General features: G+C 55.4%; 31 protein-coding genes, 1 tRNA gene and 3 pseudogenes. 21 read left to right on the top strand and 14 right to left on the bottom strand.

The features are described 5' to 3' along the window. Window positions 1–32: 32 nt before the first annotated feature. Complete coding sequence (locus tag RHM65_RS21970) at window positions 33–1,565, bottom strand: FAD-dependent oxidoreductase (protein WP_322183980.1); 1,533 nt, start codon at window positions 1,563–1,565, stop codon at window positions 33–35. Between the two features lie 130 nt (window positions 1,566–1,695). Between RHM65_RS21970 and RHM65_RS21965 the strand changes: the two genes are divergently transcribed. Then, window positions 1,696–3,093 (top strand): MFS transporter, encoded by a 1,398-nt coding sequence (locus RHM65_RS21965; protein WP_322168831.1) that lies wholly within the window; start codon window positions 1,696–1,698, stop codon window positions 3,091–3,093. On the opposite strand, the gene RHM65_RS21960 is transcribed toward RHM65_RS21965, so the two are convergent. Beyond that, window positions 3,081–4,490, bottom strand: a complete 1,410-nt coding sequence (locus tag RHM65_RS21960; protein WP_322168834.1) for a DUF2252 domain-containing protein — start codon at window positions 4,488–4,490, stop codon at window positions 3,081–3,083. The two genes, RHM65_RS21965 and RHM65_RS21960, sit on opposite strands and share 13 nt — an antisense overlap. A gap of 71 nt (window positions 4,491–4,561) precedes the next feature. After that, the gene (locus RHM65_RS21955) at window positions 4,562–5,881 is read right to left on the bottom strand and encodes an Nramp family divalent metal transporter (protein WP_322168837.1); all 1,320 of its coding nucleotides are present in this window, start codon (window positions 5,879–5,881) and stop codon (window positions 4,562–4,564) included. Window positions 5,882–6,082: 201 nt separating this feature from the next. Between RHM65_RS21955 and RHM65_RS21950 the strand changes: the two genes are divergently transcribed. After that, window positions 6,083–6,781: a glutathione binding-like protein gene (locus RHM65_RS21950; RefSeq protein ID WP_322168839.1), complete on the top strand. Its 699-nt coding sequence runs from the start codon at window positions 6,083–6,085 to the stop codon at window positions 6,779–6,781. A 79-nt stretch (window positions 6,782–6,860) separates the two neighbouring features. On the opposite strand, the gene RHM65_RS21945 is transcribed toward RHM65_RS21950, so the two are convergent. The 3 genes from RHM65_RS21945 to RHM65_RS21935 form a co-directional block, all read right to left on the bottom strand. Continuing rightward, the gene (locus tag RHM65_RS21945) at window positions 6,861–7,559 is read right to left on the bottom strand and encodes a hypothetical protein (protein WP_322168842.1); all 699 of its coding nucleotides are present in this window, start codon (window positions 7,557–7,559) and stop codon (window positions 6,861–6,863) included. A gap of 120 nt (window positions 7,560–7,679) precedes the next feature. Beyond that, a complete protein-coding gene (locus RHM65_RS21940; protein WP_322168845.1) occupies window positions 7,680–7,898 on the bottom strand; it encodes a hypothetical protein in 219 nt (72 codons plus the stop codon). After that, the gene (locus tag RHM65_RS21935; RefSeq protein WP_322168849.1) at window positions 7,895–8,047 is read right to left on the bottom strand and encodes a hypothetical protein; all 153 of its coding nucleotides are present in this window, start codon (window positions 8,045–8,047) and stop codon (window positions 7,895–7,897) included. The genes RHM65_RS21940 and RHM65_RS21935 overlap by 4 nt, the downstream gene beginning before the upstream one ends. A gap of 101 nt (window positions 8,048–8,148) precedes the next feature. Between RHM65_RS21935 and treS the strand changes: the two genes are divergently transcribed. Beyond that, complete coding sequence (gene treS, locus RHM65_RS21930; protein WP_322168852.1) at window positions 8,149–10,218, top strand: maltose alpha-D-glucosyltransferase; 2,070 nt, start codon at window positions 8,149–8,151, stop codon at window positions 10,216–10,218. A 309-nt stretch (window positions 10,219–10,527) separates the two neighbouring features. After that, entirely contained in the window at window positions 10,528–11,313 is a 786-nt protein-coding gene (locus RHM65_RS21925) for a sulfite exporter TauE/SafE family protein (RefSeq protein ID WP_322168855.1), read from the top strand. Window positions 11,314–11,362: 49 nt separating this feature from the next. Here the strand turns inward: RHM65_RS21925 and RHM65_RS21920 are convergent, their stop codons facing one another. Next, window positions 11,363–12,502, bottom strand: coding sequence for a glutathione-independent formaldehyde dehydrogenase (locus tag RHM65_RS21920; RefSeq protein ID WP_322168858.1), 1,140 nt, complete (start codon window positions 12,500–12,502; stop codon window positions 11,363–11,365). 342 nt (window positions 12,503–12,844) lie between these two features. Here RHM65_RS21920 and RHM65_RS21915 point away from each other — a divergent pair, with 342 nt between their 5' ends. Further along, entirely contained in the window at window positions 12,845–13,783 is a 939-nt protein-coding gene (locus RHM65_RS21915; RefSeq protein WP_322168861.1) for an NADP-dependent oxidoreductase, read from the top strand. Between the two features lie 74 nt (window positions 13,784–13,857). Beyond that, on the top strand, window positions 13,858–14,547 hold the full coding sequence (locus RHM65_RS21910; RefSeq protein WP_322168864.1) for a dihydrofolate reductase family protein: 690 nt from the start codon (window positions 13,858–13,860) through the stop codon (window positions 14,545–14,547). Window positions 14,548–14,603: 56 nt separating this feature from the next. On the opposite strand, the gene RHM65_RS21905 is transcribed toward RHM65_RS21910, so the two are convergent. Further along, complete coding sequence (locus RHM65_RS21905) at window positions 14,604–15,302, bottom strand: hypothetical protein (protein WP_322168867.1); 699 nt, start codon at window positions 15,300–15,302, stop codon at window positions 14,604–14,606. Between the two features lie 262 nt (window positions 15,303–15,564). On the opposite strand from RHM65_RS21905, the gene RHM65_RS21900 reads away from it, so the two are divergent. Further along, window positions 15,565–15,723, top strand: coding sequence for a hypothetical protein (locus tag RHM65_RS21900; protein WP_322168870.1), 159 nt, complete (start codon window positions 15,565–15,567; stop codon window positions 15,721–15,723). A gap of 236 nt (window positions 15,724–15,959) precedes the next feature. Then, the gene (locus RHM65_RS21895) at window positions 15,960–16,208 is read left to right on the top strand and encodes a DUF6021 family protein (protein WP_416194791.1); all 249 of its coding nucleotides are present in this window, start codon (window positions 15,960–15,962) and stop codon (window positions 16,206–16,208) included. 40 nt (window positions 16,209–16,248) lie between these two features. Here the strand turns inward: RHM65_RS21895 and RHM65_RS21890 are convergent, their stop codons facing one another. Next, window positions 16,249–16,593, bottom strand: a complete 345-nt coding sequence (locus RHM65_RS21890; protein ID WP_322170847.1) for a transcriptional regulator — start codon at window positions 16,591–16,593, stop codon at window positions 16,249–16,251. 89 nt (window positions 16,594–16,682) lie between these two features. Between RHM65_RS21890 and RHM65_RS21885 the strand changes: the two genes are divergently transcribed. Next, window positions 16,683–16,922, top strand: a complete 240-nt coding sequence (locus RHM65_RS21885; protein ID WP_322170849.1) for a DNA-binding protein — start codon at window positions 16,683–16,685, stop codon at window positions 16,920–16,922. Window positions 16,923–17,093: 171 nt separating this feature from the next. On the opposite strand, the gene RHM65_RS21880 is transcribed toward RHM65_RS21885, so the two are convergent. After that, window positions 17,094–17,351 carry a hypothetical protein gene (locus RHM65_RS21880; protein WP_322168873.1) on the bottom strand — a complete coding sequence of 86 codons (258 nt, stop codon included), beginning with the start codon at window positions 17,349–17,351 and terminating at the stop codon, window positions 17,094–17,096. A gap of 264 nt (window positions 17,352–17,615) precedes the next feature. On the opposite strand from RHM65_RS21880, the gene RHM65_RS21875 reads away from it, so the two are divergent. Next, window positions 17,616–17,729, top strand: a complete 114-nt coding sequence (locus tag RHM65_RS21875) for a putative 2OG-Fe(II) oxygenase (protein WP_322170851.1) — start codon at window positions 17,616–17,618, stop codon at window positions 17,727–17,729. 167 nt (window positions 17,730–17,896) lie between these two features. Here RHM65_RS21875 and RHM65_RS21870 read toward each other — a convergent pair whose 3' ends face one another. Then, window positions 17,897–18,796: a LysR substrate-binding domain-containing protein gene (locus RHM65_RS21870; protein WP_322185363.1), complete on the bottom strand. Its 900-nt coding sequence runs from the start codon at window positions 18,794–18,796 to the stop codon at window positions 17,897–17,899. A 217-nt stretch (window positions 18,797–19,013) separates the two neighbouring features. Here RHM65_RS21870 and RHM65_RS21865 point away from each other — a divergent pair, with 217 nt between their 5' ends. From RHM65_RS21865 to RHM65_RS21825, 9 genes and pseudogenes are all read left to right on the top strand, one after another. Next, on the top strand, window positions 19,014–19,238 hold the full coding sequence (locus RHM65_RS21865) for a hypothetical protein (RefSeq protein WP_322168877.1): 225 nt from the start codon (window positions 19,014–19,016) through the stop codon (window positions 19,236–19,238). Continuing rightward, window positions 19,225–20,058: an enoyl-CoA hydratase/isomerase family protein gene (locus RHM65_RS21860; protein WP_322168879.1), complete on the top strand. Its 834-nt coding sequence runs from the start codon at window positions 19,225–19,227 to the stop codon at window positions 20,056–20,058. Before RHM65_RS21865 ends, RHM65_RS21860 begins: the two co-directional genes overlap by 14 nt. 82 nt (window positions 20,059–20,140) lie before the next feature. Beyond that, entirely contained in the window at window positions 20,141–20,434 is a 294-nt protein-coding gene (locus RHM65_RS21855; RefSeq protein ID WP_322168882.1) for a DUF1330 domain-containing protein, read from the top strand. 943 nt (window positions 20,435–21,377) lie between these two features. Beyond that, complete coding sequence (locus RHM65_RS21850) at window positions 21,378–21,605, top strand: hypothetical protein (RefSeq protein ID WP_005730594.1); 228 nt, start codon at window positions 21,378–21,380, stop codon at window positions 21,603–21,605. Further along, a complete protein-coding gene (locus RHM65_RS21845; RefSeq protein WP_005730593.1) occupies window positions 21,589–21,855 on the top strand; it encodes a type II toxin-antitoxin system RelE family toxin in 267 nt (88 codons plus the stop codon). Before RHM65_RS21850 ends, RHM65_RS21845 begins: the two co-directional genes overlap by 17 nt. A 514-nt stretch (window positions 21,856–22,369) precedes the next feature. Then, entirely contained in the window at window positions 22,370–22,552 is a 183-nt protein-coding gene (locus tag RHM65_RS21840; protein ID WP_322168889.1) for a type II toxin-antitoxin system HicA family toxin, read from the top strand. Between the two features lie 54 nt (window positions 22,553–22,606). Further along, window positions 22,607–23,008 (top strand): type II toxin-antitoxin system HicB family antitoxin, encoded by a 402-nt coding sequence (locus RHM65_RS21835; protein WP_322168893.1) that lies wholly within the window; start codon window positions 22,607–22,609, stop codon window positions 23,006–23,008. Window positions 23,009–23,154: 146 nt separating this feature from the next. Next, the gene (locus RHM65_RS21830; RefSeq protein WP_322168896.1) at window positions 23,155–23,328 is read left to right on the top strand and encodes a hypothetical protein; all 174 of its coding nucleotides are present in this window, start codon (window positions 23,155–23,157) and stop codon (window positions 23,326–23,328) included. 141 nt (window positions 23,329–23,469) lie between these two features. Continuing rightward, window positions 23,470–24,636: pseudogene (locus RHM65_RS21825) on the top strand (Arm DNA-binding domain-containing protein). Window positions 24,637–24,749: 113 nt separating this feature from the next. On the opposite strand, the gene RHM65_RS21820 reads toward RHM65_RS21825, so the two are convergent. Both RHM65_RS21820 and RHM65_RS21815 read right to left on the bottom strand, forming a co-directional pair. Beyond that, window positions 24,750–24,839: transfer RNA gene (locus tag RHM65_RS21820), tRNA-Ser, on the bottom strand. Window positions 24,840–25,016: 177 nt separating this feature from the next. Further along, window positions 25,017–25,173, bottom strand: a pseudogene (locus RHM65_RS21815) (SDR family oxidoreductase); the annotation flags it as partial. A 9-nt stretch (window positions 25,174–25,182) separates the two neighbouring features. On the opposite strand from RHM65_RS21815, the pseudogene RHM65_RS21810 reads away from it, so the two are divergent. Then, a pseudogene (locus RHM65_RS21810) lies at window positions 25,183–25,308 on the top strand (LysR family transcriptional regulator); the annotation flags it as partial. Between the two features lie 14 nt (window positions 25,309–25,322). Continuing rightward, window positions 25,323–25,931: a cysteine hydrolase family protein gene (locus RHM65_RS21805; protein ID WP_322168898.1), complete on the top strand. Its 609-nt coding sequence runs from the start codon at window positions 25,323–25,325 to the stop codon at window positions 25,929–25,931. 151 nt (window positions 25,932–26,082) lie between these two features. Here RHM65_RS21805 and RHM65_RS25520 read toward each other — a convergent pair whose 3' ends face one another. Further along, window positions 26,083–26,811, bottom strand: a complete 729-nt coding sequence (locus RHM65_RS25520; protein ID WP_416195145.1) for a methyl-accepting chemotaxis protein — start codon at window positions 26,809–26,811, stop codon at window positions 26,083–26,085. Window positions 26,812–26,865 lie beyond the last annotated feature (54 nt).

The raw sequence follows: 26,865 nt of genomic DNA, 5'->3' as shown, positions 1-26,865 counted from the left end.
AATTCAATTGGTTATGCGGTGGTTGATAGGGGTTATGTGGTGTTCAGTAGGTGATCCTTCTGCGGCTGTATGCCCCGTTCATCAAAATATCGATCCAGCACTTCGGGTTCGCCTGACAGTTCGGCAAGGGCCACGTAGGTATCTGGTCGCAGTAGGTACAACGCGTTAAGCGCAAAACCGCTGGCGGCATGGGCCGGTGTCCATTGAAAGACGTGTAACGGCACGCCACGCTCTTTGCACCAGGCATTCAGTTGTTCGCTGGCGACACCGTAAACATGGAGTTGCCAGCACAGGCGGGACAACGATTCAAAATTGTCACTCCCGGGCACCCACGGCAAACGCTCGCCACCGTGGACCTTGCCCGCAGTGCCAGCGCTGAGTGGCATGCCTCGGTAGTTCAACGTCACTTGCGATATCGTGCGGAAGATAAATTCACGCACCGCGTCGATGGCGATGACTTTAGGGATCAGCAGCGGCGCAATCCGCGTGCGCACCAGCTTGGCGATTCGTCCCTCGGCGGTGGCAAAGCTGAAGACCCGGTCGGTGGTAGCCACCAATTGCCGGGCAAACCCTATTCGCTCGGTTTCATAGGTGTCGAGCAGGCTGTCCGACGCACGCGTCTCTAGCACGGCCGCAAGTTTCCACGCCAGGTTGATCGCGTCACCAATGCCGGTGTTCATGCCTTGCCCACCCGCCGGACTGTGGACGTGCGCCGCGTCGCCCAATAGAAATGCGCGCCCCTGGCGGAAGTGCTTCGCCACCCGGTGATGCACGCGGTACGTCGAAAACCAGTTCACCCGATGAATCTGGACTTGAAGCTGCTCGATGGCGCGGCCGCTGACATCCTCGAACGTCAGGGTGTCGGCGTGTTCATTGCGCACGGTGCCGATCAAACGGGCATGGTGTTTGTCCGCCAACGGGAAAATCGCTAAGAACTCCGACTCGTCGAGGTCCACGTGCAGCTCGCCGTTGACTGAAGGACCGTCAGCATCTACATCGGCCACATAAAAAACTTGTTGGTAAGTGCCCCCTGGGAAACCGATGTCGAGGCTTTTTCGCACAGTGGAGCGGGCACCGTCGCACCCCGCCAAGCAACGCGCGGCACACACCTCTTCCTGACCGTCGGCCCCGGACAGGTAAGCCGTGACTCCTACGCCGTCATGGACAAAGCGCGTCAATTCAGTTTGGCGCTCCACCGACACCCCGAACATCAACAACCGCTCAATCAAAAGCCGTTCGTGTTGATCCTGAGGGAATATTTCCAGAAATGAGTAGGGCGTCAGGTCCTTGCCCACCGCGTCGAACGGCACCTGCGCAGCGTGTTCGCCCTTGACCCAAAGATTGACCGCCGGCACCTTGTGCCCGTGTTGCAGAATCACCTGAGTCAAATCAAGCTGACGATACAGCTCCAACGTTCGTGCCTGAACGGCCAAGGCTCGGGAAGTACTGCCTGAGGTCGCGGTCTTGTCGATAATCCGCACCCTGATTCCCAGTTTGCTCAGCCACAGCGCCAGCACCAAGCCGGTTGGGCCTGCGCCGATGATTAATACGTCGCAGCGCTTCATGGTTCGATCCTTGGCAATCAGATGGTCGATTAATCGTGGCACAGCTCTACGCGTCTGCCGGTGCAGGCGACCGAAGGGCAAAGCAGGCCTCCAGTGTCAATAATTTCAAATCCCTTTCCCAGGCGAACACATGAACTCCACCCGCGACACGCCCCCTCCGATGACTGCGCTCGGGATTCTTACGCTGGTCACCTGCGTACTGGCATCGAGCCTGGCGTTTATCGACAGTTCGGTGGTCAATGTCGGCCTGCCCGCCATCGGACGCGACTTGGGCGCGGGCCATTGCGGGTTGCAGTGGCTGATCGGCGGTTATCTGCTGCCGTTGAGCGCGCTGTTATTGCTCGGCGGCTCGATGGGTGACCGCTTCGGCCGCCGTCGAGTGCTCATCATTGGCATCCTCATGTTTGGCATTGCATCCGTGGTGTGCGGGCTGGCGCCTGACCTGCCAACGCTGATCACGGCACGTTTCGCCCAGGGCGTGGGCGCCGCGTTTTTGATGCCCAACAGCCTGGCGATTCTCGGCGCAACGTTTGAGGGTGAGCAACAAGGGCGAGCTATCGGTATATGGGCCGCAGCAGCGGCGGCCACTGGTGCGGGCGGACCGATTCTGGGTGGATGGCTGATCGATACCGTCAGTTGGCGAATGATCTTCTTTATCAATATCCCCTTGGCCAGCGCAGCGATATATCTGGCGTGGCGCTACGTCGAAAAAGATCACCTCAGCGGCGACATCATCCCACTGGATTGGGCGGGCGCGCTGTTAGCCACCCTGGGTCTTGGCGCTATTACCTGGGCGTTGATCTGGGTGACGGGCCCTGAAGGCTGGTCCATTGATGGTGTCGTTGGCTTGCTGGCAGGATCAGCGTTGCTTGCGCTGTTTTTAGTGTGGGAGCGCAAAAAAGGACCCTCGGCGATGATGCCGCTGGCGCTATTCGGCTCGCCGGGTTTTACCGGGCTGACGCTGTTGACCTTCCTGCTGTACGGCGCGCTGGGTTGCCTGACGATTCTGTTGCCGTACGTTTTGATTGTCGCCAGCGGTTATTCCAGCACCCAAGCCGGGGCCGCCTTGTTACCGATCCCGTTGGTGCTGGCGGTGGCGTCCCCTTGGTTAGGCGGGCTGGCAGGTCGGTTTGGCACACGGCCTTTTTTGATCGTCGGGCCGTGCATTGTTGGGGCGGGCTTTTTACTGTTGTTGCGGATGGACCTTCAGGTCAGTTATTGGACCGATGTGTTGCCGGCCTTAGCGGTTATTGCGATGGGCCTGACCTGCGCCGTTGCGCCGTTAACAACAGCGATTTTTGCCTCGGTCGATAAAAAACACACCGGCTCGGCGTCGGGGCTGAACAACGCCATTGCCCGAACGGGTGGTCTGGTAGCCACCGCGTTGCTGGGCAAGGTGTTGGCGTATCACGCAGATTCCCTGATTGCAGCGTTTCATTGGGCCGTGGTTTTGGCCGCTGCGGTGTGTGTAGCGGCGGGGGCATGCGCGTTGGTCATTCAGAGCAATCCGAAGGCTCAGGGCAAATGATCGGCGGCCAAGTCCGCCTCCGAGCGGGCTTGTAAACGACCGGTGCGGCAGGCTTTCTGAAAACGTTCGAAATCGCGCTCGTTTTGCTCGGCATACGCTTGTGCGTATTTGAGCAGCGCATCCGCCAGGCTCGGGCCTTTGCCGATGTACCCGCTGATCTCCGCCGCGCAGCCCGAGGCTTTGGCGTGGGCATGGGCCAGCGCTCGACCACAGATGCGCCCGTAGGCCGCGAACGCTTCGCTGTCAAATGTCTCCAGTTCAGCCGAAATCTTCATGTCCCGCAGTTGCCGCACATAGAAATGACGGCCGTTCGGGCCGGTGGTCCAGCCGAGAAACAAGTCGCTGGCAGACTGCATCAAGCGCTGTCCATCCACCACCCGTTGCCCGTTGTGGCGAATCCGCGACTTGGCGCTGACGTAACCCGACAGCACGGAGGCCCGGGCTTCTTTGATCTGGAGGAACAGCGGGTGTTGCTGGTCGTCGGTCAGCAACGCGACCAAGCAACGAGTACCGACGCTGCCAACGCCGACCACTTTAAAAGCCATGTCCTGCACTTCGAAACGCCCCAACAATGCACGGCGATCGGCTTGCAGCGTGGGCCGGTAATCGCGCATGAAGGTTTCGTAGAGGGCTTGCCAATTTTTCAGGCCCATCCAGTCGTCGTCAGCGTCCAGCAGCGTGGTGGCGTTATGCAGGTGAAATATTTCCGGCAAATCATCGCGAATCAGCAAGTGCCCGTGTTCGTCGCGTTCGCTTATTTTGGGCAGCAGTTCGGCGTGGGTACGGCGTTCGGCTTTTTGCACTGCGCGCTCGACGTGGGCGAGGGTGCTGTCGGACTTTGCCTGTTCTAACAAATCCTCGTAACGGATGGCGTCGTACCAAAGTTCTAAAGCACCTTGCTGGGCGCACTCGGCCATGGCTTGTTGGTAGGCGGTGACGACTTCGCGGCAGACGCTTTCTTCCACGGTTTTGCCGTGGCGCAGGTCCCGGGCCGCGATCAGGAAACTGGCCACCAAGCGTTTCAAATCCCACTCCCAAGGGCCGGGGTGTGCTTCGTCAAAGTCGTTGACGCTGAACAGCAGGTTACGTTCGGGCGTGGCGAAACCGCCGAAATTCATCAGGTGACAGTCGCCGCACACCGGAACGGTCAAACCCATGTTCGGCGTACCAGCGAGGTCGTGGGCGTGCAACAAGGCGTTGCCCCGGTAAAACGTGAAGGGTGAGACCAGCATCCGTCCGTAACGCAGTTCAACCAGCGGTTGGATGCGTCCTTCGCTGGAGGTTTCGATCAGTGAGATCGGGTCGCGGTGGGTGTCGCCATGCTCGGCCTGTGAACGGCGGGAGCAGTGTTTGCGGGCGTCCTTACCCAACTTCAGACGGTCTTTGAGGGTGGTCATGAAAGCCCTTCGCTCAGTAATGGTTCACCAAGCGTAGAGGGCGGCGAAGGACGCGCAAGGTGATCAGCGATTCAATGCAGCAACTGCGCGATCAGCCAGATGTTGGCGACGCTGATCACTGCAAACAAACTCCACGCCAGCAGGCGGGTAGGCAGGTTGTTAACGAAGGGGCCCATCAAGCGTTTGTCGTTGGTCATGCGGATCAATGGGTACAGGGCAAACGGTAATTGCAGGCTCAGCACCACTTGGCTAAGGATCAGCAGCTTGCCCACCGCATCGTCACCCATCAGCCAGACGCCGGTGAATGCCGGAATCAACGCCAGGCCTCGGGTGATTAACCGTCGCTGCCAGCACGGGATTCGCAGGTTCAGAAAACCTTCCATGATCACTTGACCAGCGATGGTGCCGGTAAAGGTCGAACTCTGGCCCGAAGCCAACAACGCTATGCCGAATAGCAGGCTGGCAAAGGTGCCGTCCACCAAGGGGTCAAGCAGGTGATAGGCGTCCTGAATTTCCACCACGCCGGTGTGACCCGTCTGGTGAAACGCGGCAGCGGCGAGGATCAGGATGGCGGCGTTAACCAGCAACGCCAACGTCAGCGAGCCAATGGTGTCGATGCGAGACAAACGCACCGCGTCCTGGCGGCTGGCCAAATCCTTGCCGATCAACCGGGTTTGCACCACCGACGTGTGCAGGTACAGGTTGTGGGGCATCACCGTGGCCCCAAGAATTCCGATCGCCAGGTACAACGGCGCGGCGCCGCTGATGGCTGCAAAAGACGGTTTGAAGCCATGGAACACGTCGGGCCAATAGGGTTTGATCAGCAGCAGTTCGATAAAGAAGCACACGCCGATGGTCAGCACCAACACCAGCATGATCGCTTCCAAGCGGCGAAAGCCCCGGTTTTGCAGGGCCAGCACCAACAGGGTGTCGAAGGCGGTCAAGGCGATGCCGAAGGTCAAGGAAATGCCCAATAACAGGTGAAACGCCAAGGCGCAGCCCAGCACTTCGGCGAGGTCAGTGGCAATGATCGAGATTTCCGCCAGCACCCATTGGGTTCGGGCCGAACGAGTGCTGTAGCGTTCTCGACACAATTGCGCCAGATCGCGACCGGTGGCAATGCCGAGCCGCGAGCACAAGCATTGCAACGCCATGCCCGCCAGACTCGCCAGCAGCACCACGAACAACAAGTCGTAGCCGTAGCGCGAACCGGCCTCAATGGCGGTGGCCCAGTTGCCGGGGTCCATGTAGCCAATGGAAATCAGCAACCCCGGTCCGGCAAACTTCAGTGCGCGTTTCCAGAATACGGCACCTGAATCGACGGCCACCGAGCCCGCCACTTCAGGCGGACAGAACGGTGCGGTGGCTAATTTCGGCAGACTGAATTTCACACGGCATTCCGTTCAAAAAAACAAAGACGCAGCTTAGTCGCAATCCTCGGCGCTCCCAAGCACCTGATAGACCGGGTTCGGGCTATTCGCGAATAAATTCGCGCTCAATGGGACAACCCGGCTACCTTTAGCCACAGCCGGGAGCGCCGCCATTGCAGCATCGGCCTCCTGATGACCGCGTGTTATCACTTGGATATTCACATGACCGATATCGACTTCTTCCCCGTTACCCAAAAATGGCCCGCGCAGCACCCCGAGCAACTCCAGCTGTACTCGTTGCCCACCCCGAACGGGGTCAAGATTTCGATCATGCTCGAGGAAATTGGTCTGCCCTACGAGGTACACCGTGTCGGGTTTGATAATAATGACCAAATGACCCCGGCGTTTATGTCGCTGAACCCCAACAACAAAATCCCCGCCATTCTTGACCCGAACGGCCCCGGCGGAAAACCGCTGCCGCTGTTTGAATCTGGCGCGATTCTGATTTATCTGGCGGAAAAAACCGGCCAATTGATCTCCCAGGATCCGGCTAAGCGCTACCACACGATCCAGTGGCTCATGTTCCAGATGGGCGGTATCGGCCCGATGTTCGGCCAGTTGGGTTTCTTCCACAAATTTGCGGGTAAAGAATTCGAAGACAAACGCCCACGTGACCGCTACGTCAGCGAAGCCAAGCGTTTGTTGGGGGTTTTGGAGGCGCAACTGGAGGGCTACGATTGGGTCATGGGCGATGAATACAGCATCGCCGACATCGCCATCTTCCCTTGGATACGTGCGTTAGTCGGCTTTTACGAGGCGGGCGAGTTGGTGGGGATTGCTGATTTCCCGAACGTCGTGCGCTCGCTGGATCTGTTCTTGGCGCGACCCGCAGTGGTGAGGGGTTTGAAGATTCCTAGCTAAACCACCCGTTAATGCAAAACACCCCACAAGTCAGACGGGTGTCCAACTTGTGGGGTGCAGTTCTGAGTGCGTCGATAAATTAACGACGGTCTTTGAGCGGGTTAGGCTCGTCATCGATGTCGTCACCCAAATCATCGTCCATGGCATGGCGTTGGCCGATGACGTCATCCCCGCGCAGGGTGCTAGGCTCGGCACCTAACCCACTTGGTCGGCCCGTTTCGCCGAATGGTCGCTCGCTGACGCGGGAAACGCGCACCGGATCGGTCGGAATATTGTCGCGGGCATTCAACCCTGCTGGAGCGGTCAGGTCAGTATCCGGGGTGATGTAGCTGCCCGAAGTGCTCGCTAAATCCTTATTTGCCCAGCTCGCGCTGCGCTCGTTGATGTCGATGGCGCCATTACGCTCCATGACATGTTCAGCCTCGTCGGCCTGTTCATCGGTGTCTACGGTCACCGTTACCAGCGTCGAACCCCGGCGGTACGCTTCTGGGTAAGCGACGGCGTGGCGGTGCAGATTGTCGTCTTCGTCGTTGCCAAACAGCGAGCTGAAAAAGCGGCTGATTTTTTCACCCATGGATTCATCGTGGCCGCTCACCCGACTCATCGAAGCGTCATCGGCCAGACCTGAAGAAGTTTCAGCGGCGAGGCCTGATGTCGAATCGCTCTGGGCCGCTGCGACGGTGATATTGGTGTGAGCGATGCCTTGATCGACCAATTCGGTTCTAACTTTGTCGGCGTCGCTGAAATTATCAAAAGCTGCAACAAGGGTATGTTTCATGTCCGTCTCTCTTGTTTGTGAATAAATCCAACCTTCGTAATTCTGGAGTGAACTCAGGCCCAAGAGTTGCTCGTGGCAGACGAGCGGCATTAGCCGGCTAGGTTAAGCAGGCGGCAGGTGTCAACAATGGATATAACGCCATTGGCGCCCGGTATACGGGCTCAGGGCGGCACGTGAAGTGCCGAATTTCAGCGCGTAGAAGCACGTCAATACGATGACGGCCAAGGCGGCGCGCAGGGCTTTGCCGAGAAAGGCAATGAGCAGGATGTTGTCCGCATACAACGCGAGCACCAAGTGCAAGAAGCCGATCACGACAACCGCCAGTTTGATAAAGATCACCGACTTACGGTCGTTCTTTTCTTTGTTGAAGAGCGGGCGTAGAAGTCCTTCATCGCCAAGGTGGCCGAGGCCAGGGTGTTGGCCGAGATACCGCCAAACAGCGCGCCGGCCAAGCCAATGACCACCAAACTGGCGCAGAAGGTCGGCATGTGTGCAATTAGCGCCGGCAATGCCTCGGTTATGCAACGTTTGCCGCTGTCAGGGCTCTTACAGTCTGTGCAAGCAATGTAAAAACGGAGTGACTGGCAGTATGACGACCCCGGATAAGCAGTATGTGGACTGGCTGGTTGAGCAATCGATGCTCAACGCGGCAAAACAGCGTGCGAAGGTGTATTCAGGCCACGGCCGACTCTGGCAGCGGCCTTACGCCCAAGCCCGGCCTCGGGATGCGTCGGCTATCGCATCGGTGTGGTTCACGGCCTATCCGGCGTCGATCATCACCCGCGAAGGCGGCTCGGTGTTGGAAGCCTTGGGCGATGAAGTCTTGTGGCACGCCTTGTCCGAGATCGGCGTGCAGGGCATTCACAACGGCCCGCTAAAAGCCTCCGGTGGTTTGCGCGGTCGCGAGCGCACCCCGAGCATCGACGGTAACTTCGACCGGATCAGCTTTGAGATCGACCCAGAACTGGGGACCGAGTCGCAGTTACTGGGCTTGAGCCGCATCGCCGCAGCACATAACGCCGTCATGATCGACGACGTCATCCCCTCACACACGGGTAAAGGCGCGGATTTTCGTTTGGCTGAAATGGCCTACGAAGACTATCCGGGTTTGTACCACATGGTTGAAATTCGTGAGGAAGACTGGCACCTGTTGCCCGATCTGCCACCTGCTCGAGATGCCGCGAACTTGATGCCTGAGGTGGTGGATATCCTCCGGGACAAGCACTACATCGTCGGCCAATTGCAGCGGGTGATCTTCTTCGAGCCAGGCGTCAAAGAGACCGATTGGAGCGCCACCGGCGTGGTCACTGGGGTTGACGGCAAGGACCGGCGTTGGGTGTATTTGCACTATTTTAAAGAAGGCCAACCTTCGCTCAATTGGTTGGACCCGACGTTTGCCGCGCAACAAATGATCATTGGCGATGCTTTGCATGCCATCGATGTCATGGGTGCGCGGGTCTTGCGCCTGGACGCCAATGGTTTTCTTGGGGTTGAGCGCAAGGCCGAGGGCAATGCCTGGTCCGAGAGCCATCCACTGTCGATCACCGGCAACCAGTTACTCGGCGGCGCGATTCGCAAAGCAGGAGGTTTTAGTTTTCAAGAACTCAACCTGACCTTGGATGACATTGCCGCCATGTCCCACGGCGGGGCTGACTTGTCATACGACTTCATTACTCGGCCTGCTTATCAGCATGCACTGCTCACCGGCACTACCGAGTTTTTGCGGCTGATGTTGCGCCAGGTTCACGTGTTCGGTATCGACCCCGCGTCGCTGATTCACGCCCTGCAAAATCATGATGAACTCACGTTGGAGTTGGTGCATTTCTGGACCCTGCATGCCCACGACACGTATCACTATCAGGGTCAGAGCCTTCCAGGAAACATCCTCCGCGAACACATCCGCGAAGAAATGTACGAACGCTTGGCCGGTGAACACGCGCCGTACAACCTTAAGTTCGTCACCAACGGTGTGTCCTGTACCACCGCCAGTATCATTACCGCTGCCTTGGGCATTCGTGATCTCGACGCCATCACCGACGCCGACATCCTGCACATTCAACACATCCACCTGTTATTGGTGATGTACAACGCCATGCAGCCTGGGGTGTTCGCGTTATCAGGTTGGGACTTGGTTGGCGCCCTGACGCTGCCGGCCGAACAGGTTCAACACCTGATGGAAGACGGCGACACCCGCTGGATACACCGTGGCGCCTATGACTTGGTTGACCTGGACCCCGACGCCGAGTTTTCCGCCGGCAACATGCCGCGTCCGAAAACCCTGTACGGCAGCATTACCAGCCAACTGCAACGCAGCGACTCCTTCGCCTCACAGCTAAAGAAGATCCTCGCCGTGCGCCGCGCCTACGACATCGCTGCCAGTCGCCAAATCCTGATCCCCGACGTGCAACATCCGGGGTTGCTGATCATGGTTCACGAACTGCCAGCGGGGAAGGGCACCCAAATCACCGCGCTCAACTTCAGCAACGAGCAGATCGTCGAAACCTTGCACCTGCCCGACATCGCACCGGGGCCGGTGGTAGACATAATCAACGAGCGGGTTGAAGGTGATTTGACCGAAAAGGGTGAGTTCACTATTACGCTGGATGCCTATGAAGGGTTGGCGTTGCGGGTAGTCAGTATTACGTTGCCGATGGTTTGATGGCTATTCGTAGCAACCAATGTGTCGCATTCAGCGCTCGATGCTCGACTTCATGATCCACGCCCGCTCTGGACTGGGATACGCCAAGTAGCCGGCCTCGTCGGTTTCCGGGGGGCAGTTGGCTGTATTCATGATGTGCCCTTTACCGGCATCAGCGGCGAATCATATGAGCAGCTGTGCGACGGCTACCCATCAACGAAGCTCACAGCGATCTAACGATAGACCGTTTTGATATAAGCCGAGGGAGGAAAGGTCGTTATGCTGCGGGCCAGATTTTTCATGCGCTCGCGCTGATTTGTGGGACATGTAATGGATTTCGGTAATTTCGGATTAGTGCTTGCAGGCTTGACCGTCGGGTTTATCGTCGGGATGACAGGCGTCGGTGGCGGTTCGTTAATGACGCCGATTCTCCTATGGTTCGGGATCAACCCGGCCACGGCGGTGGGGACAGATTTGCTGTATGCGGCGATCACTAAGTCTGGCGGTGTGTTGGTTCATCGAAAGAATAAGAACATCGATTGGGCGGTCACCGGCTGGCTTACCCTCGGCAGTGTCCCGGCAGTTGTGCTAACGCTGTGGTACCTGAGCAGTTTACATACGGCTCCCCAGACCATGAACGCTCTGATCAAGCAGGCGTTGGGTTTCGTCTTGTTGGTCACTGCTTTGGCCATCTTCTTCAAAAAGCAGTTGCTTGAGTTTTCCCATAAGCGCGCTGGCGGTGACTACAGCCTCAGTGGTACTCGCCTCAACACCTTGACCGTGATCACCGGTCTGATTCTCGGGACGATGGTGGCGTTGACCTCCATAGGTGCAGGGGCCTTAGGCACGGTTGCATTGTTTATCCTGTACCCGTTCTTGCCAACAAGACGCTTGGTCGGTACTGAAATCGCCCACGCGGTTCCCCTGACGCTGGTAGCGGGGTTAGGCCATGCGAGCATGGGCAATATGGACTGGCATGTATTGGGTTTCTTGCTGATGGGTTCTCTACCGGGGATCTACATCGGAAGCCAGTTAACCGGGCGCATCTCCGACAACCTATTACGTCCGTGCCTAGCCGTCATGCTGGCGTGTATTGGATACAACCTGGCGTTTTGATGGTGACGTGCCGCTCAGGGCCTACACCTGGGCGGCAACTGCTTCAACCTTAAGCCGCAGGTTTCAACACCACCTTGGTCCAACCTTCATCCCGCGCATCGAAGTGCTCGTAGGCGCTCGGCCCTTCAGACAATTTCAGTCGGTGCGAAATAATTTGCGATGGCTTGGCTCGGTCGTGGTGAATTAACTCGGCGAGCTGCCGGTTGTACGCCTTGACGTTGGCTTGCCCCGTACGAATCTGCTGGCCTTTAAACCAGAATGCGCCGAAGTCAAAAGCCATCTTGCCTTCCTTGGCCAGTTCATTCTTGGCACCTGGATCTTGCGGGACAAACACCCCAACAACACCGATCCCACCCGTGGCCTTGGTTGAAGCAACCAGGTTGTTCATCGTCAGGTGGTTCGCTTCGTGACCATGGGCATCGCAGCACTGGTAGCCGACACACTCACAGCCCCTGTCTGTGCCCTTGCCGTGAGTCAGGTTAAGAATCTCATCGACCGCTTTTTTCTCCACCGCGTTAATCGGTGTAGCCCCCATGTGTGCCGCCAGCTTCAACCGATCGGGATGGGTGTCGACAACGAACACTTGTGAGGCGCCTTTGATCATCGCCGAGTGAGCGGCCATCAAACCGACCGGGCCAGCACCATAAATCGCGATGCTTTCGCCAGGTTTTAAACCGGCCAACTCGGTGGCATGCCAGCCGGTGGGGAATATGTCCGAGAGCATCACGTAATCGTCTTCCCGCTCTTTGGCGTCTTCCGGTAACACCAGGCAGTTGAAGTCGGCGTAAGGCACGCGTAACAGCTCCGCCTGACCGCCCTCATACGGGCCCATTTCAGCGAACCCGTAAGCTGCTCCGGCAGCGCCTGGGTTGGCGGTGAGGCAGAAACCGGTCAGGCCTTTCTCACAGTTCTCACAGAAACCGCAACCCACGTTGAACGGCAGGCATACCAGATCGCCGACTTTGATTCGGTCGACACCTGCACCAATTTCAATGACTTCACCGAGATTTTCGTGACCAAAAATTCGCCCGGTTTCAAAGCTGGTGCGGCCTTCATACATGTGCAAGTCAGACCCGCAAATATTGGTAGTCGTGATGCGGACCAGCGCGTCGGTGGGTTTTTGTATTTTGGCGTCGGGCACATTTTGAACGCTGACGTCGCGAGGTCCGTTGTAAATAATCGCTTTCATGAGGCTCTCCGAATGAACTCATTGACACGCTCAGGGCGTATTGGGTTGTTCATGTCATTGGTCTTTCACGAAAAGCCGGGTGTTCAAAGAAACTGCGAAAAGGCAGACAAATGGTCGGGTTGGCGCAGCTCCTACAATTAAATTATCGATTATCAACGGGTTATGCCGTGTTGATGAGCGCTGCCCAAGGTGCGACAAGTCCCAAGGACCTTCGCCAACAAGTTGGCCTACAGATAGTTGCATCGCCAACCTAACGCCTTATCAATTCATCCGTCCGCAGGCGGGAACCCGTTGCTAGTCCTCAAGTCTGTCCTCTACAGGCCCTATCAAGAGGAAGCAGGCATGCAAACCATGAAGGCAGTGAGGATAGAAACATTCGGTGGACCCGAGGTCATTCAGATTAAACAGGTTCCGATTCCAGAAGCCGCGTCGGGAGAACTGTTGATTCGGGTGGTCGCAGCCGGGGTCAACCCGGTCGATTATAAAATTCGCGAGGGAAAATATCCGGTTGTCAAAGCGGATAAGTTACCGCTGACCCTTGGTCGTGAAGTGGCCGGTATTGTTGAACACATGGGATCGTCAGCGCTTGGAATGAAGGAGGGCGACCGGGTGATTGCGATGATTGGCGCAGACGGCGGCTATGCCGAATTTGCGCGGGTAAAAGCCGAGTACGCGTGCAAGGTGCCGGAAGATATTGATCTGCTAACGGCTGCTACCGTCCCTCTCGCCGCGCACACGGCTTGGCAGGCGTTGTTCAACCATGGTCATTTGAAGGAGGGCCAACAGGTGTTGATTCATGGTGGCAGTGGTGGCGTTGGTCATTTTGCAGTGCAGTTTGCCAAGGTCCACGGGGCCAAGGTGTTCGCCATCGGATCGCAGAAGAGTCTGGCGTTCATTCAATCGCTGGGTGCGGATCGGGTGATTGATCACGATGCCGAGCGTTTTGAAGAGGTGTGCGCTGACCTGGACCTGGTTATTGATCTGGTCGGCGGCGAAACACAGCGCCGCTCGTGGGCCGTCTTGCGCGAAGGCGGGATTCTGGTCTCGACCCTTGAAGAACCCAAACAAGACACACCCCAAGCCAGTGGTAAAAGCGGCGTACGCTTCACCACCCAGCCCAGTGGTCTGCAACTGGCCGAAATCGTCGCCTTGATCAGTGCTGGCAAGGTCAAACCAGCGCTATATAAAACCTTCCCGCTTGATAACGCCAAACAAGCGCAGCAATTTCTTGAACACGAGCATGTCCAAGGCAAGATCGTGCTTGAAGTCGAAACATTCTGATCAGCCGTCTGTCGTCTGCCGCAGGGCGCTAGAGGATTGCAAACCGTTCCCCCAAGGAAATTTTGGAGTTGTTCATGAAGCCTTATGTCATTTGCCACATGATGTCGTCCCTCGACGGTCACGCCCTAACGGACGGCTGGGATCGCCCGTTCAAAAAGAGCGCGGGTGATTTGTATGAAAAACTGGCTCAACAGTTCGAATTCGATGCGTGGGCCTGCGGGCGGGTCACCATGCAGGAAATCGCCCACGGGGACGATTATCCCAAGGGACTGGCCAAGGCGCCGATCCCCCGCACCCACCACTTTGCCCAGCGCGACGCTGCTACCTATGCAATCTCCATTGACCCTCGCGGCAAGGTGGCGTGGAAGAACAATCAGGCGTTAGGTTCGCATGTAGTGGAGGTGGTCACTGAAAGCGTAACTGACGATTACTTGGCTTATTTACAGTCGATCAATGTGTCATATGTATTTGGCGGCAAGGCCGAGATTGATCTGCAGCAGGTTGTCGACCTCTTGGCGGTTGAGCTAGGTATCACGCGCTTGATCGTCGAAGGCGGACCTCACGTCAGCGGCTCGTTCGTTAACGCCGGGCTGATAGACGAAGTCAGTGTGCTGCTCCTGCCGCTGATTGATGGCCGCGGCGAGCATCCTGCTTCGTTTGAAGTAGCCAGTGATGCCTGGACGCAACCGACCTATTTGACGTTGGTTTCGGCAGACGTTCAGGAAGGTGGCGGGGTGTGGTTGCGCTATAAAAAATCGGCCTGAGTCCACGATAAGAGCCAACAAGTTGGCTCTTATCGTGGGTTGACCAGACCTAGCGTTTAGCTTATCTGATAGCCGTCAAACGCTTTTTGTTGCTGAAGCGCGGTAACGATATTTTTGCGGGTAGCGGGTTGTTCATTACCCTCGTTATCCACAAACGTTTCGACTTCCAGTTCGGCTGAGTCACCTTCGCCGACGAACGTAAACCCGAGGAACTCAAAGGCCTCACGGTCGACATTGGGCTTGGCGCGTGGCGTGCGAAGCGGCAGGGTGAGGCTTACGCCGTTTTTGCTGATGGTGAAAGCTTCGATCTCTTTTTTCACGCGGGCGATTTTGCTTTTGTTAGCAACGGGATTGCTGACAGCCTGGTGCGTCTGGTTCAGCACTTTAAGCGCCAAGCTGTACACCAATTCCTGAAATGCCGGATCGTCCTTGTAGCTGAACAGAATTCGGCTGATCGAGAATTTGCTGCTCAGGTCGGACAAGGCCTCGGTGTCGGCAGCTTCTGCGTCTTTAAGCTGTTTCAGCTCACCCATTAACTCGTAAGCTTTATCGTCGTCGACGTCATCTTGGGCTTGGCGAATCGCCGCTCGCAGCTGGCGGATCTGCTCGCTTTCTTTGGCCGTGTGAAAAGCGTCCAACACCATCTCGCTGACGGTTTTGGCTTGTGACACGTGCTGTGAAAGGTTGATTGCGTTTTCGTACTCCTGTTTCGAGGACAAGGAGATTACGGCTTCTTCTGTATGGGAGTCAGGCATTAATTTCACTATTTCATTGACTTGAATGTGGGGCGCGAAAAGCATCAGGCATTTCGGGGGTGCTTAATCTAGTGGACCAAGGCGGTGTTGTCACGGACGTTCAGCCGATATGTCTGATACGGCGGAGGAACAGATTTTGGCGCGAGAAATTTTACCCATGATGTGGAAATCAGGCGCTTAAAAGGGTAGAAAAGTAAGTGTCCAGTCAGTCAGGGATCAGCAAAATATGGTTATTACCGTTATAGAACGCGAGGAGAAAAATATGTCTCACGATGCTAGCAATGCGATGTTGCGCATGTGGGATGTATATCAGGGCGATGTCCTAATAGGCGTGTATCACAACGAGGTTGACGCACTGAAATACAAGGAATTGCTCGAAAGTGGTCGCCTGGATAGTCTCAAGCCAGCGCCAAAAGCCTAAATCCAGAGATGAGGGCCAACCCGGTTAAACGCCGGGTTTTTAATGCCGATCGTCTGATGCTTTCGAACACGCGTCCTGATCACCTTTCAAAAATTCAGGGCCAACCGTTAGCGGCTCAAAGAGAGGTGTTTATGGACCGTAATCCCACGTATCAGCGCAGTGCCCAATCGTCGCAGGATCCTGACATAGAAGATCTCGATCCGGATTCATCCGAAACCAATCCGGTTGCAAACGATATTGATCCAGATGCGGAAGACCTCGCACCTGATAATTTTCCGCAGCGCGATCCCGCTGCAGACGATTGGGAAGCCTCTGGCTCATCACCGGGTGAAAACGAGTTGGGTTTTGACCCGGAGTCACCTGACGTATCGGACCCACAAGTAGACCCAGTCGGTGCGGCAATAGTGCCGGGTGACATCCAAGACCCTGACCGTAAAAAAGACCAGAGCAACGATTACGACCCGCTGGGTGACCTACGACCCTAATGCTGACCGCGTCCACTGCGAGGGTTTTTGGGTATTGGTATCAGCCGGCTGTCGGATACAACGCTGATAAATCGGCGATGGTAGTTGTCAGACGCTTTACCGCGTCCTGGTCTTCCGGCTGCAAAGACCTGAAATTAGCCAGCACGCTTTGTTCTATCTGGCTGAGGTTGTCAAAGCGAATAGGGGCCCTGGCACCTGTCAAGACAAAGAGCACGTCTACACCAATGGCCGTTAGCGCTGCAAAGTAGACGGCTTTGGGCACACGATCGCCGCCCTCGTATTTCCCCTGTGCGTTAGTCGCTACGCCACCGCTTTTGCCGAAAGCTCGTTGAGAAAGCCCTAGGCGCTCTCTTTCTTTCCTTAGTCGGAAACCAATTCCATTCACTTGAATGTTCAATGCAGATCGCTCTATTCTTTCGGGTGGCCGATAGATTATTTATAAACCAGTTTGAACGAATTTGGATGGATTTGCCTATGTCTGGCATTCGAACGGCGGCACAAGCCAAGGCTTGGCTGGAACAACAAGGTAAGACGGTACAGGATTTTGCACGGGATCACGGCGTTGACCCGTCTACGACTTATCAAATACTTTCCGGCCACAAGAAGGGCCGACGGGGAGAATCGCACAAGGTTGCGGTGTTATTAGGGATGAAGATCGGCGTGATCTCTCCTGACCCAGTGATCGCTAATATGGCTCCCGGGCAAACTGAATAGTTTGCTTGCTTACCTAGGCGTCGCGAGTTGACCGAGTGCCCTACTCAGTAGGCCACTCACCAGTGTTTAAGCATCAGCCTGTTTACCTGTGCCGAGGATTGCGTGTGTGCGAGTTAAAAACCCATTAGGCGTTTTTGAACGGGCACGCAGCGGCAGCCGCCTTTTAGTGCCTCAAGGCTCACCGGCCACCTTGTCACCCGTTCGGCGACCGCCCGCTACCGTTTTCAAGCTCGCTGCGTGTTCGCGAAGGATCACTTCATCGTCTTGCAGGGCCACGATAACGCCCGCAATTGACTTGAGGGCATTGCCATTCCCGCCTTGGATGAGCTCAACCGAAATGTCCAAAAGCACATTCACGGCTTCCCTAAGGTTATCAGCCGCATCGGCGAGATCGTGTTCAACACGCTTTGATCTGCGTCGTTTCCACATAGCAGCCTCCCCAGGAAAATAAATAGGTTAGTGCAGTGTGACTGCTGGCGTTTTGCCAAATTCCATTTTCCACGTTGTTTTATTGTTGTGAGAGGGTGTGTAGGCATCGTGCAAGGAGCTGGAGGGGGACTGTGGGAGGCCGGCCAGTAAACATTAACTTGTGTGTTAATCATACTAGCGCGGGCCGCCGAAACGGCAGGGGTTAGCCATAGTAATGACGGCGGTTGGCAATCGGTTGACGACTTTGCCGGGTTGTCTCATAAAATGAAACCTTCAAGCGGGACATTTCTGGTATTTCCTTCTTGGTTGCTGCACGCGGTTAGTCGATATGAAGGCCAGAGGCCGCGGGTGTCTATCGCGTTTAATTTTTCTATTTAGTGCCGACGCATTGTGGTGTTGAGCAACAACGATCTTGGGGTTCAAGATCGTTAGTTAATCCCATGAGTTCAAGTAGCTCGTTGGCACACCAACCTGCTGGCATATTGGGCCATCTGCGCCAAGGTGTGAGGCGCAGGGCAGGGCATGGTTGAGTTAGTCGAGTGGGTTTAAGTCACCAGTCCATCAGCAAAGTGCTCTACGACGAAGTCTACAAAAGCTCGTACTTTAGGCGCCAATTGCCTGCTGCTCGGCCAAACGACGTGAAAGGTACTTCCTCCGACCAGAGAGGCGCTGAGCACCTTTTCCAAACGACCGTCATCCAGGCTTTCCTTGACAGCGAAATCAGGCACGCAGGCGATACCTCGACCTGCCTGTGCCAAATAGATCAGCGCCTCCACATTGCTACAGACCATGGTGACCGGAAGAGATTGGCCGGATTGGATCACTTGTGATTTCGTGAAGGGCCATTGATAGAGCTTGCCCGAGTTTTGCCACCGATAGTGCAGGCAGGCATGGTTCAGCAAATCGGTAGGATTGGTCGGAGTTCCTCGTTTTAGGAGGTAGGCAGGGGACGCAACGAGGCATGATCGGTAAGGCCCTAGTGGTCGGGACATTAGCCGAGAGTCCTGGAGTTCGCTTCCACGAATAACCACATCGAATCCTTCGTCGATCACATCCACCAGGCGGTCGGTGAAGTCCAGATCCAGTTGTATTTCCGGATACTGCTCCATGAACGCAGAAATAACAGGCAGAGGCAACCCTACAACAAGCGCCAAGCCGACCCGCAAACGCCCGCGAGGTGAAGCCGTCAACGCCGAAATATCGTCTTCTGCGGCTTGTATCTCACCCAGGATGCGTCTGCATCTTTCAAGAAAAACCGCGCCCTCAGACGTCAGTCTGACCGTCCGAGTACTTCGCTGGAATAGCCTGACACCCAGCCGTTCCTCAAGCCTGGAAATACTCTTGCTAATAGCGGACGCCGAGATCCCGATCTTCCTGCCTGTGGCGACAAAACTCTGGCTCTGAGCCGTTTCGACGAATATCTCCAGGCCACTCAAAGTCTCCAAAAACGTCTCCTCATTGATGACTTTTCTGTCATCAGTGTTATGCACGTTACCCTTCTTAATCGAACTGGGTCAATCGATTACCATGGTCAGCACAACGAGACGGGCGCTCTTGTTCAATGAGCCCCAACTCAGCCAAGAATGACGATTATGGCTAGCCGCACAGTCTCTTGAACTGGGCCGTTTCTCCCTACTGTCGCTGCCACCTGGAGCGAATGGCGTGAAGTCTCAGTGGCAGTCCAAGGCTGGTAAGGAAAGTTTTAAAGCCGGCAGCAAGATCGTTGAGCCGCCGTTTCTTGAGGCCATTGCCAACGTACTTCAACCCGATTGGTGGTGGCTTTTTTTCATTTACCCGTTTGTTTATGCCACCTCAACAGGCGGATTTTCTGAAACCGGTGATCTTGCACAGGTCGCAAAAGCCGAGAACACATATGAACACTGCTAACCGCCTGACTATCATTGTCGAATCCCAAGCCTACTGGCGCGTCATCCTCAACAATCCGCCGCTCAATCTGTTTGATCCGACGATGTTCGCTGAGCTGAACGTCCTAATGGACAACATCGAGAAGGATGAGCACCTGAAGGTCGTTGTGTTTGAGAGCGGCGACCAAGATTTCTTCATGAATCACCACGATGTCGACAACAGGCTGTCCATTCCTGACCAACCAGGTGCGATGCCGTTCTTTGGTAACTGGCCAAAATGGGTCACACGCCTTGCGCAGTCTTCCGTCATCAGCATCGCAAAGGTACGTGGGAGAGCACGTGCGCAGGGCTTTGAATTTGCTTTGGCCTGCGACATGCGTTTCGCGTCCAAGGAGCACGCAAAGTTCGCATTAATTTCAGTAGGCGGTTCCTCGATTCCAGGCGGTGGCGGCGTCGAATGGCTCGCCGCGCTCGTCGGGCGCTCACGCGCACTGGAGATAGTTTGCAGTGCTGACGATTTTGACGCTGATATTGGTGAGCGATATGGCTTCGTGAATCGGGCGCTTCCAGACACGGAACTCGATGCTTTCGTCGATGCGCTGGCACGCCGCATGGCACGCTTCGAGAAACGCGCTCTGGAGACCGGCAAGAAAATGGTAAACGCTCGCGCAGGCGTTCCCTGCGAAGGGGATCTTTGGATGTCGAACCATATCCTTCAGGGTGTAGACCTATGGCCTGAAGCTCAGAATGCATATCCCAAATTGTTGAAAGCTGGTTTCGGCAAGGTAGGCGATTTTGAGCTGAACTTTGCCGAGCGTCTTGGCGATTTGCCTGCTGCTTAATCGCTCTGGTAACTGACCCGCCACCTATCGTGTGCCGCAATCAACACCGACCGGCGGCTCACGAATCCATCGAGGATTAACCATGACTGCTTATGTTGTTTACGTCAGAGATCGGATCACTGATCCAGAAGAATTCAAAAAGTATGAGGAAAGCGCAGCGGCTGCATCGGCAGGCCACCCTGTCACGCCACTGGCCTTCTACGGCGCAGTAGAAACGCTGGAAGGCGCTCCGGTCGATGGTGCCGTTATCCTTCAGTTCCCCACCGTAGCGGATGCTAAGGCAGCCTACGATAGCCCTTTGTACCAAGCGGCGCTGAAGCACCGTTTGAAGGGGGCAGAATACCGCGTGTTCATCGTAGAAGGTCTGACTGGTTGAGGTCGCACCTCGACAGATCCGACTCCAAACGTGTTAATCCAAGTGTATCGAATGTGCTCGCCGTAGAGATCTATAGCACCGAGGAGGCATTCGCGGACCTCACCGGCGTGCTTGGCCCCACTCTGCCGCAGCCCCTGAGTCCGCTTCAGCATGTCTCCACCGACCGTTGCGTTCAGCTTTTGCCCCACCACCTGTTTCAGATCGCGCCCGGTGAAAGCCTGGTAGATATTTCGATAACTCTGAAGGGCCGGTTCCAGTTCTGGTCCCCTATCAGTCCCAGGGCCCATTTTTCAAACCCCAGAAACCACGAAGCCCCTGCAATTCATCGCTGAATTCAGGGGCTTCGTGTTGTTTCAATGTGGCGGTGAGGGAGGGATTCGAACCTGCCCGATCGACGATTTCGCACACGCGGCCCCCGGTTTATAAGGGCTGTAGAGGAGGTGGGTGAGCTGGTTTGTTCCCATGGTGTTCCCATGGATAAATGAGCCAGTAGATGGGTAGGAGTCTGAAACACCCATCCAAAGGCCATTTATGGTTTTTTCAGGTTGGAGTTTAAAGTGACTATTAAATATCTTTTTTTCTTCTCTTATCTCTACAGACCAAGCAGAACGGGGCTTTCAGAGCATTCGCCGATTGCCACTTTGACGCCACCCTAACTATTTTTGGGGCTATCAGGAGAGGACTTTTTCAAAATTCATAACCTGCTGATTCATATAGAATTTTTATTTTAATGCCTTTCCAGATAGCCTAGGTGGCGACTTGATCGCCATGTGTCAAAGCCACGTATTCCGTGGTCTGTAGAGTATTTTGGCCACCGTTTCGCATAGGGGGGGCACAGAATTTGGAAAAAGTCGTACGCTAGGCATTCGACCTGCACCTACTTGAGTGCTGCCGCGTAGATTTGTGATAATGTGAATACACGTATTACATAGGAGCCTTAGACATGGCCACTTCCATTCGCTTGGCACCCGAAACCGAGCAGCGCCTAGATTTTTTGGCGACCAGCACCGGGCGTACCAAGGCGTATTATCTGCGCGAAATCATCGATCATGGTCTGACTGACCTTGAGGATTACTACCTCGCGGCTGAAGTCCTGGAGCGTGTCCGTAAAAATACAGAGGTCGTTCACTCTGCTGCGGACGTAAGGAAAGACCTTGGCTTGGACGATTGATTATACCGACACGGCCAAAACACAGTTGCGCAAGCTCGACAAGCAGTCAGCGAAGCGCATTCTTGATTTTATGGATGAGCGGGTGTCCAGCAGGGATGATCCGAGAACTACTGGCAAGGCGCTTACAGGTCCACTGGGTGGCTTGTGGCGGTATCGCGTAGGAGACTTTCGAGTAATCTGCGAGATTCAGGACGGTGCTTTACGGATACTGGTTGTACAGCTTGGCAACCGTCGAGAAGTTTACCGTTGAACCAACGTAACCCGCTGGCACGTCCAGTTGAAGCCATGTCCTGCGGGGCTTTCATCTCTCTGGCCACCACTCCGATGCAATCCTCGTATTTGCCCGGCCGTTAGCGATCTCATTATGGAAAATGTCCCGAAACTGGCGTTTTCCAAATTGCGGCCCCGCAAAACCAAGGTCTCCAACTCCCCGTCTTCCCAAGCGACGACAGCGTCCCAGTGCAACCGCGATTCATTTCTCTTCAAAACCTTGCACAAAATGAAATCGGCAATTACCCGCTAAGCCCCATGGCCCGCCTGAGTCACAGCTTCGTTTGCACTACACCTGCGGTTGCATAAAAAACGAACACAAAGCCCGTCGGCGGGAGGGGGAAAAGTGCGTTCCTTCGCCCATTTTTTTCGATGCACAGTTTTCACCCAATGCGAACCGTTGCACGCAGCAGTGTGTACGGTGTGTATTTGGCTGTTGATTCAAATCAAAGTCGTGTGTACGATACACAACGTCGGCAAGGGTGGAGGGAACGATGCGAAGTAGGGAAGTGATTGACTTAATGCTGGCGGATGGAGGGTTTGAAGTGGCGGTAAAGGGCAGTCACCACCAGTTCAAACACTCTACCAAACCGGGCCGGGTAACAGTGCCGCACCCCAAGTCCGACATAGCTAAAGGGACGCTGAACAACATACTGAAGTCTGCCGGCCTCAAGTGAGGTCGGCATGTAACACCGGGGTCCTTTGAGGACCACCAAGGGGTCTAAGACGAAATGAAATTTCCAGTCGTAATACACAAAGACGCGGATTCCGAATACGGGGTAACTGTCCCTGATGTGCCGGGTTGCTTCTCTTGCGGTTCAACCTTCTCGCAGGCGCTGGAAAACGTACGCGAAGCACTGGCTCTGCATCTGGAAGGTCTGGTAGCGGATGACGAGACGTTGCCGCAGGCACTGGAAGTCGACGCTCACCTGGACAATCCAGACTTCGCAGGGGGCGTATGGGCGGTAGTGGATTTTGACCTTACACCGTATTTGGGCAAGTCTGTACGGTTCAACGCTTCGCTGCCTGAGCACCTGCTGAATCGCATTGATGAGAAAGTAATGAAAGATCATCGTTATGCTTCACGTTCGGGTTTTTTGGCCACCGCCGCGCTACGCGAGTTATGTGCATAATCCAAGCGGTAATTGTAAATAATAAGGGCGCCGATGGGCGCCCTTATTATTTACAGGGTGATGGGTTTTAACTGGCCTACCAACGCCATAGCCTTACCTTGATGCCCAGCAAACGCCGCCGCACTATCCGGCGGCGGTGTCGGTCCGTGAACATGCACCGCAATCGCCGCATTCATCTCCCCCACCAAATCAATCAAATCCGGCGAACAGCATCAAGCGCTTTCCCTGGAACATTGATCACACAAGCCTTTGTGACCTTTGTGGAAAATGGCGTGCCTGTGGAAATCATGCCAAGTGCAGCAAGCAGCGCCAAGCATTGAATGCTGCCCGGCGAACCGCTCAGCAGAAACGCTGAACGGCGTCCACTAGAACCAACGCTTCAACATTCTAGGCCCGGAAACGGGCCTTTTTTGTAACCATTGGCTTTCCGTTTTTGCATCGATATAAAAGTAAGGGACTACATGACTAATGGCGTCGAAGCTCGGGGCAATTCAGTCCGAATCTACTTTCGTCATGAGGGGGAATTGTGTCGTGAATCAATTCCGGGAGGAAACAACGCGGCTAACTTGGCGCACGCGAAACGCTTGGTTGACATCATTGAGTATGAAATTCAGGCAAATACATTTGATTACGCCAGGCACTTTCCGAATTCAACAAAACTCGTCGGTAACACTTTTGGCTACTATTTAGACTTATGGTTGTCCATACAGATGAATAATGTGGCCGCAACGACCTATCGAGGTTACTAAAGTAAGGCAGAGGTCCATGTCCGTCCGAGGTGGGGAAAAGTACAAATTGATAAAATTGATTACTTAAATCTGCAGGAATGGGTTCAGGGAACTTTGTCGGCCACACTGAGTAATAAAACCATTCGGGATATTGTAAGCAATGTACGTCAAGTTTTCAGGCTCTATCGCACGCGAAAAAGGGTTGCGCATGATCCAACTGAAGGCTTGCATGTTCGCCTGCCAGACCCGCCAACGCCAGATCCATTCACCAGGGCAGAGATTGCGCAAATCCTCGCGACCCCGACGGATCGAACGCACGAACTGCTGATGGTGCAATTCATGATATGGGCTGGCCCACGTGTCTCAGAGACGATTGCGCTGGCTTGGGAGGACGTCGACCTCGAGGCCGGTACCGTGACGTTCTGCCGTTCGAAAGTCCGTGGTGCATATCGAGTTACCAAAACCCGTCGCTCGAATCGAAAAGTCAGGTTGCTTGCTCCTGCAATTGATGCCTTTCGGAAAGTTTGGGCAATCACCAGAGGGAAAGAAGCGGACATCGTTGAAATTGTCGAGCGGGACAATCGAACAGTCAGAAATCACAAACTCCATTTTGTGTTCGTGAACACCGTCACCGGTGAGCCCCACGTTAGCGATCTCAGCATTCGCGAACGCTTCTTCGTTGCCCATCTGAAAAACGCAGGTGTTCGATACCGAGGGCCTGGCCAGTGCCGACATACGTATGCCAGCCAACTGTTGAGTACCGGCGTCGCTTCAATCGACTGGATCGCGGAGCAGATGGGTCATACCAATGGAAACATGATCCGCAAGCACTACGGCACCTGGATTAACGAGGATGGACCGGACGTCATCGGCATCCTTGAGCACGCCCTAAAACTCTAGCGTTATTCCCATATTATTCCCATATGGGTAAAAACCGCCTTTTTCCAGTCCTCTAAAACCACAAAACCCCTGAGATTCTTCAATGAATTCAGGGGTTTGGCGTATTTCATGTTTGGCGGTGAGGGAGGGATTCGAACCCTCGATAAAATTTCTTCTATACACACTTTCCAGGCGTGCTCCTTAAGCCTCTCGGACACCTCACCGTATCTCGTCAAACCATTCGGTCTGTCGAGGCGCGCTAATGTAGTCGAAACCTTTGACGAAGGCAAAAGTTTTTTTCAGAATTTTCATGTGCTTAAAGCGGATAACGCTCAAATGCAACACGGCCTCGGCTTCGTGGGAAGTCCGGGGCCGTGCCATTGGCTGACGTTTGCTGGTTATCAGGCGCCGAAGCCGACGTCGATGGTCAGGCTCGCGCCGGTGATGTAGCCCGCTTCCGGGCCGGCCAGATAGTTGACGAAGCTGGCGATTTCGTCGCCGGTGCCGTGGCGGACCGACGGCAAGCAGTGGGATTAATGAGTCGGCGAAGTCACCGCCGAAGGTTTCGACGGTAATATCTCGCTGTACTACAGCGAACATAACCTGCTGCCCGGCAAGACTCGGGTGTTTGTCGACTTTGTGATCGAGCAGTTTGCCAATCAAAACCTGGCGCAGGTATTCAGCGCCCTCTAGAGGACAAGGATCATATGGATATTCAATCCAACGCAGTGCTGGTGCTGATTGATATGCAAGAGGGCATCAATCATCCGAAGCTGGGACGGCGCAACAACCCTCATGCCGAGCTGCAGATGCTTCGGCTGCTGGCCCTTTGGCGCGCGACTCAGCGTCCGGTTATTCATGTCCGACATTTTTCCCGGTCCCCAGACTCCGTATTCTGGCCGGAGCAATCGGGTGTCGACTATCAACCTGAGTTTCTGCCGGTGGAAGGCGAGCGCGAGTGGCAAAAACAAACACCCGATGCGTTTTGTGGGACGTCATTGGAAAGTGAGCTGCGCACCGATTCGATCAGCCAAATCGTCATCGTCGGCGTGGTGACTAACAACTCAGTAGAGTCGACGGCGCGCAGTGGCGGCAATCTTGGGTTTGACGTACTGGTCGTGCATGACGCCTGCTTCACCTTCGATCAGCCCGACTTCTTCGGCAATCCGCACACCGCCGAAGAAGTGCATGCCATGTCGCTGGGTAATCTGCATGGCGAGTACGCGACGGTGGTGGCGACGAATGAGGTATTGGACGCGCTTGGGAGGTGGTCACGGTTGCACGGTGCTGTCAGTAAAAACACTGGCCAACCGTAGGAGCGCGCTTGCCCGCGATCGGCTGCGAAGCAGTCGTAAATCAGCCGCTCTATTCTTTCGGTCGAAACCGGGTCTGCCTAATGGGACCGCTTCGCGCTCCATCGCGGCAAGCGCGCTCCTATATGTTTTTGTACGGCGCCATCGACACGGCCTACAATTTGAACCGCGCCATCTGTGAGGCCAGATGGTCGGCTTTGTTCGACAGTTTCAGGCAGTCCTCGCGGCAAATCTGCACGTCTTTCGCCGTCGATTGCGCAAGGTCGGCAATGCCTTGAACATTGCGGTTGATCTCTTCGGTGACCGAACTTTGCTGCTCTGTGGCGGCGGCGACTTGATGGTTACGGTCGGTCAATTCCTCGACATGCCCTGCAATGGCATCCAGTGAGTCACCGGTGCGGCGGCTCGCTTCAACACCGGTGCCCGTGGCGGCTTGACCTGCCCGCATGGACGCTACGGCTTGGTCGGCACCGCCTTTGAGTTCACCAATCATCTGCTGAATTTCCCCAGTAGCGCTCTGAGTGCGACCGGCGAGGGTGCGAACTTCATCGGCGACCACCGCAAATCCACGTCCCAGTTCTCCGGCACGCGCTGCTTCGATGGCTGCGTTGAGGGCCAATAAATTGGTCTGCTCGGAAATACTGCGAATCACCGTCAACACCTGATCGATGTTGGCGATCTTGGTGGCCAGCGCTTCAACCGCGCCTGTTGCGCTGCCGACACCGTCGGACATCGCCTGAATATGAGCAATCGATTGGCCAACGATACGTTTGGCCGACACCGCTTGGTCCTGCGTGCTGCGTGACACCTGTGCAGCGGCACCGGCATTCCGGGCAATTTCCTGCACCGTCAGGCCCATCTCATGCACAGCGGTCGCGACCATGTCGGTCATCTGTTGTTGCTGCACCGCCCGCGTCGAGGTGTTTTCCACCACCCG

This window comes from Pseudomonas sp. CCI4.2, assembly GCF_034350045.1.
GTDB lineage: Bacteria > Pseudomonadota > Gammaproteobacteria > Pseudomonadales > Pseudomonadaceae > Aquipseudomonas.
This window is presented reverse-complemented; position numbering and strand designations above follow the sequence as displayed.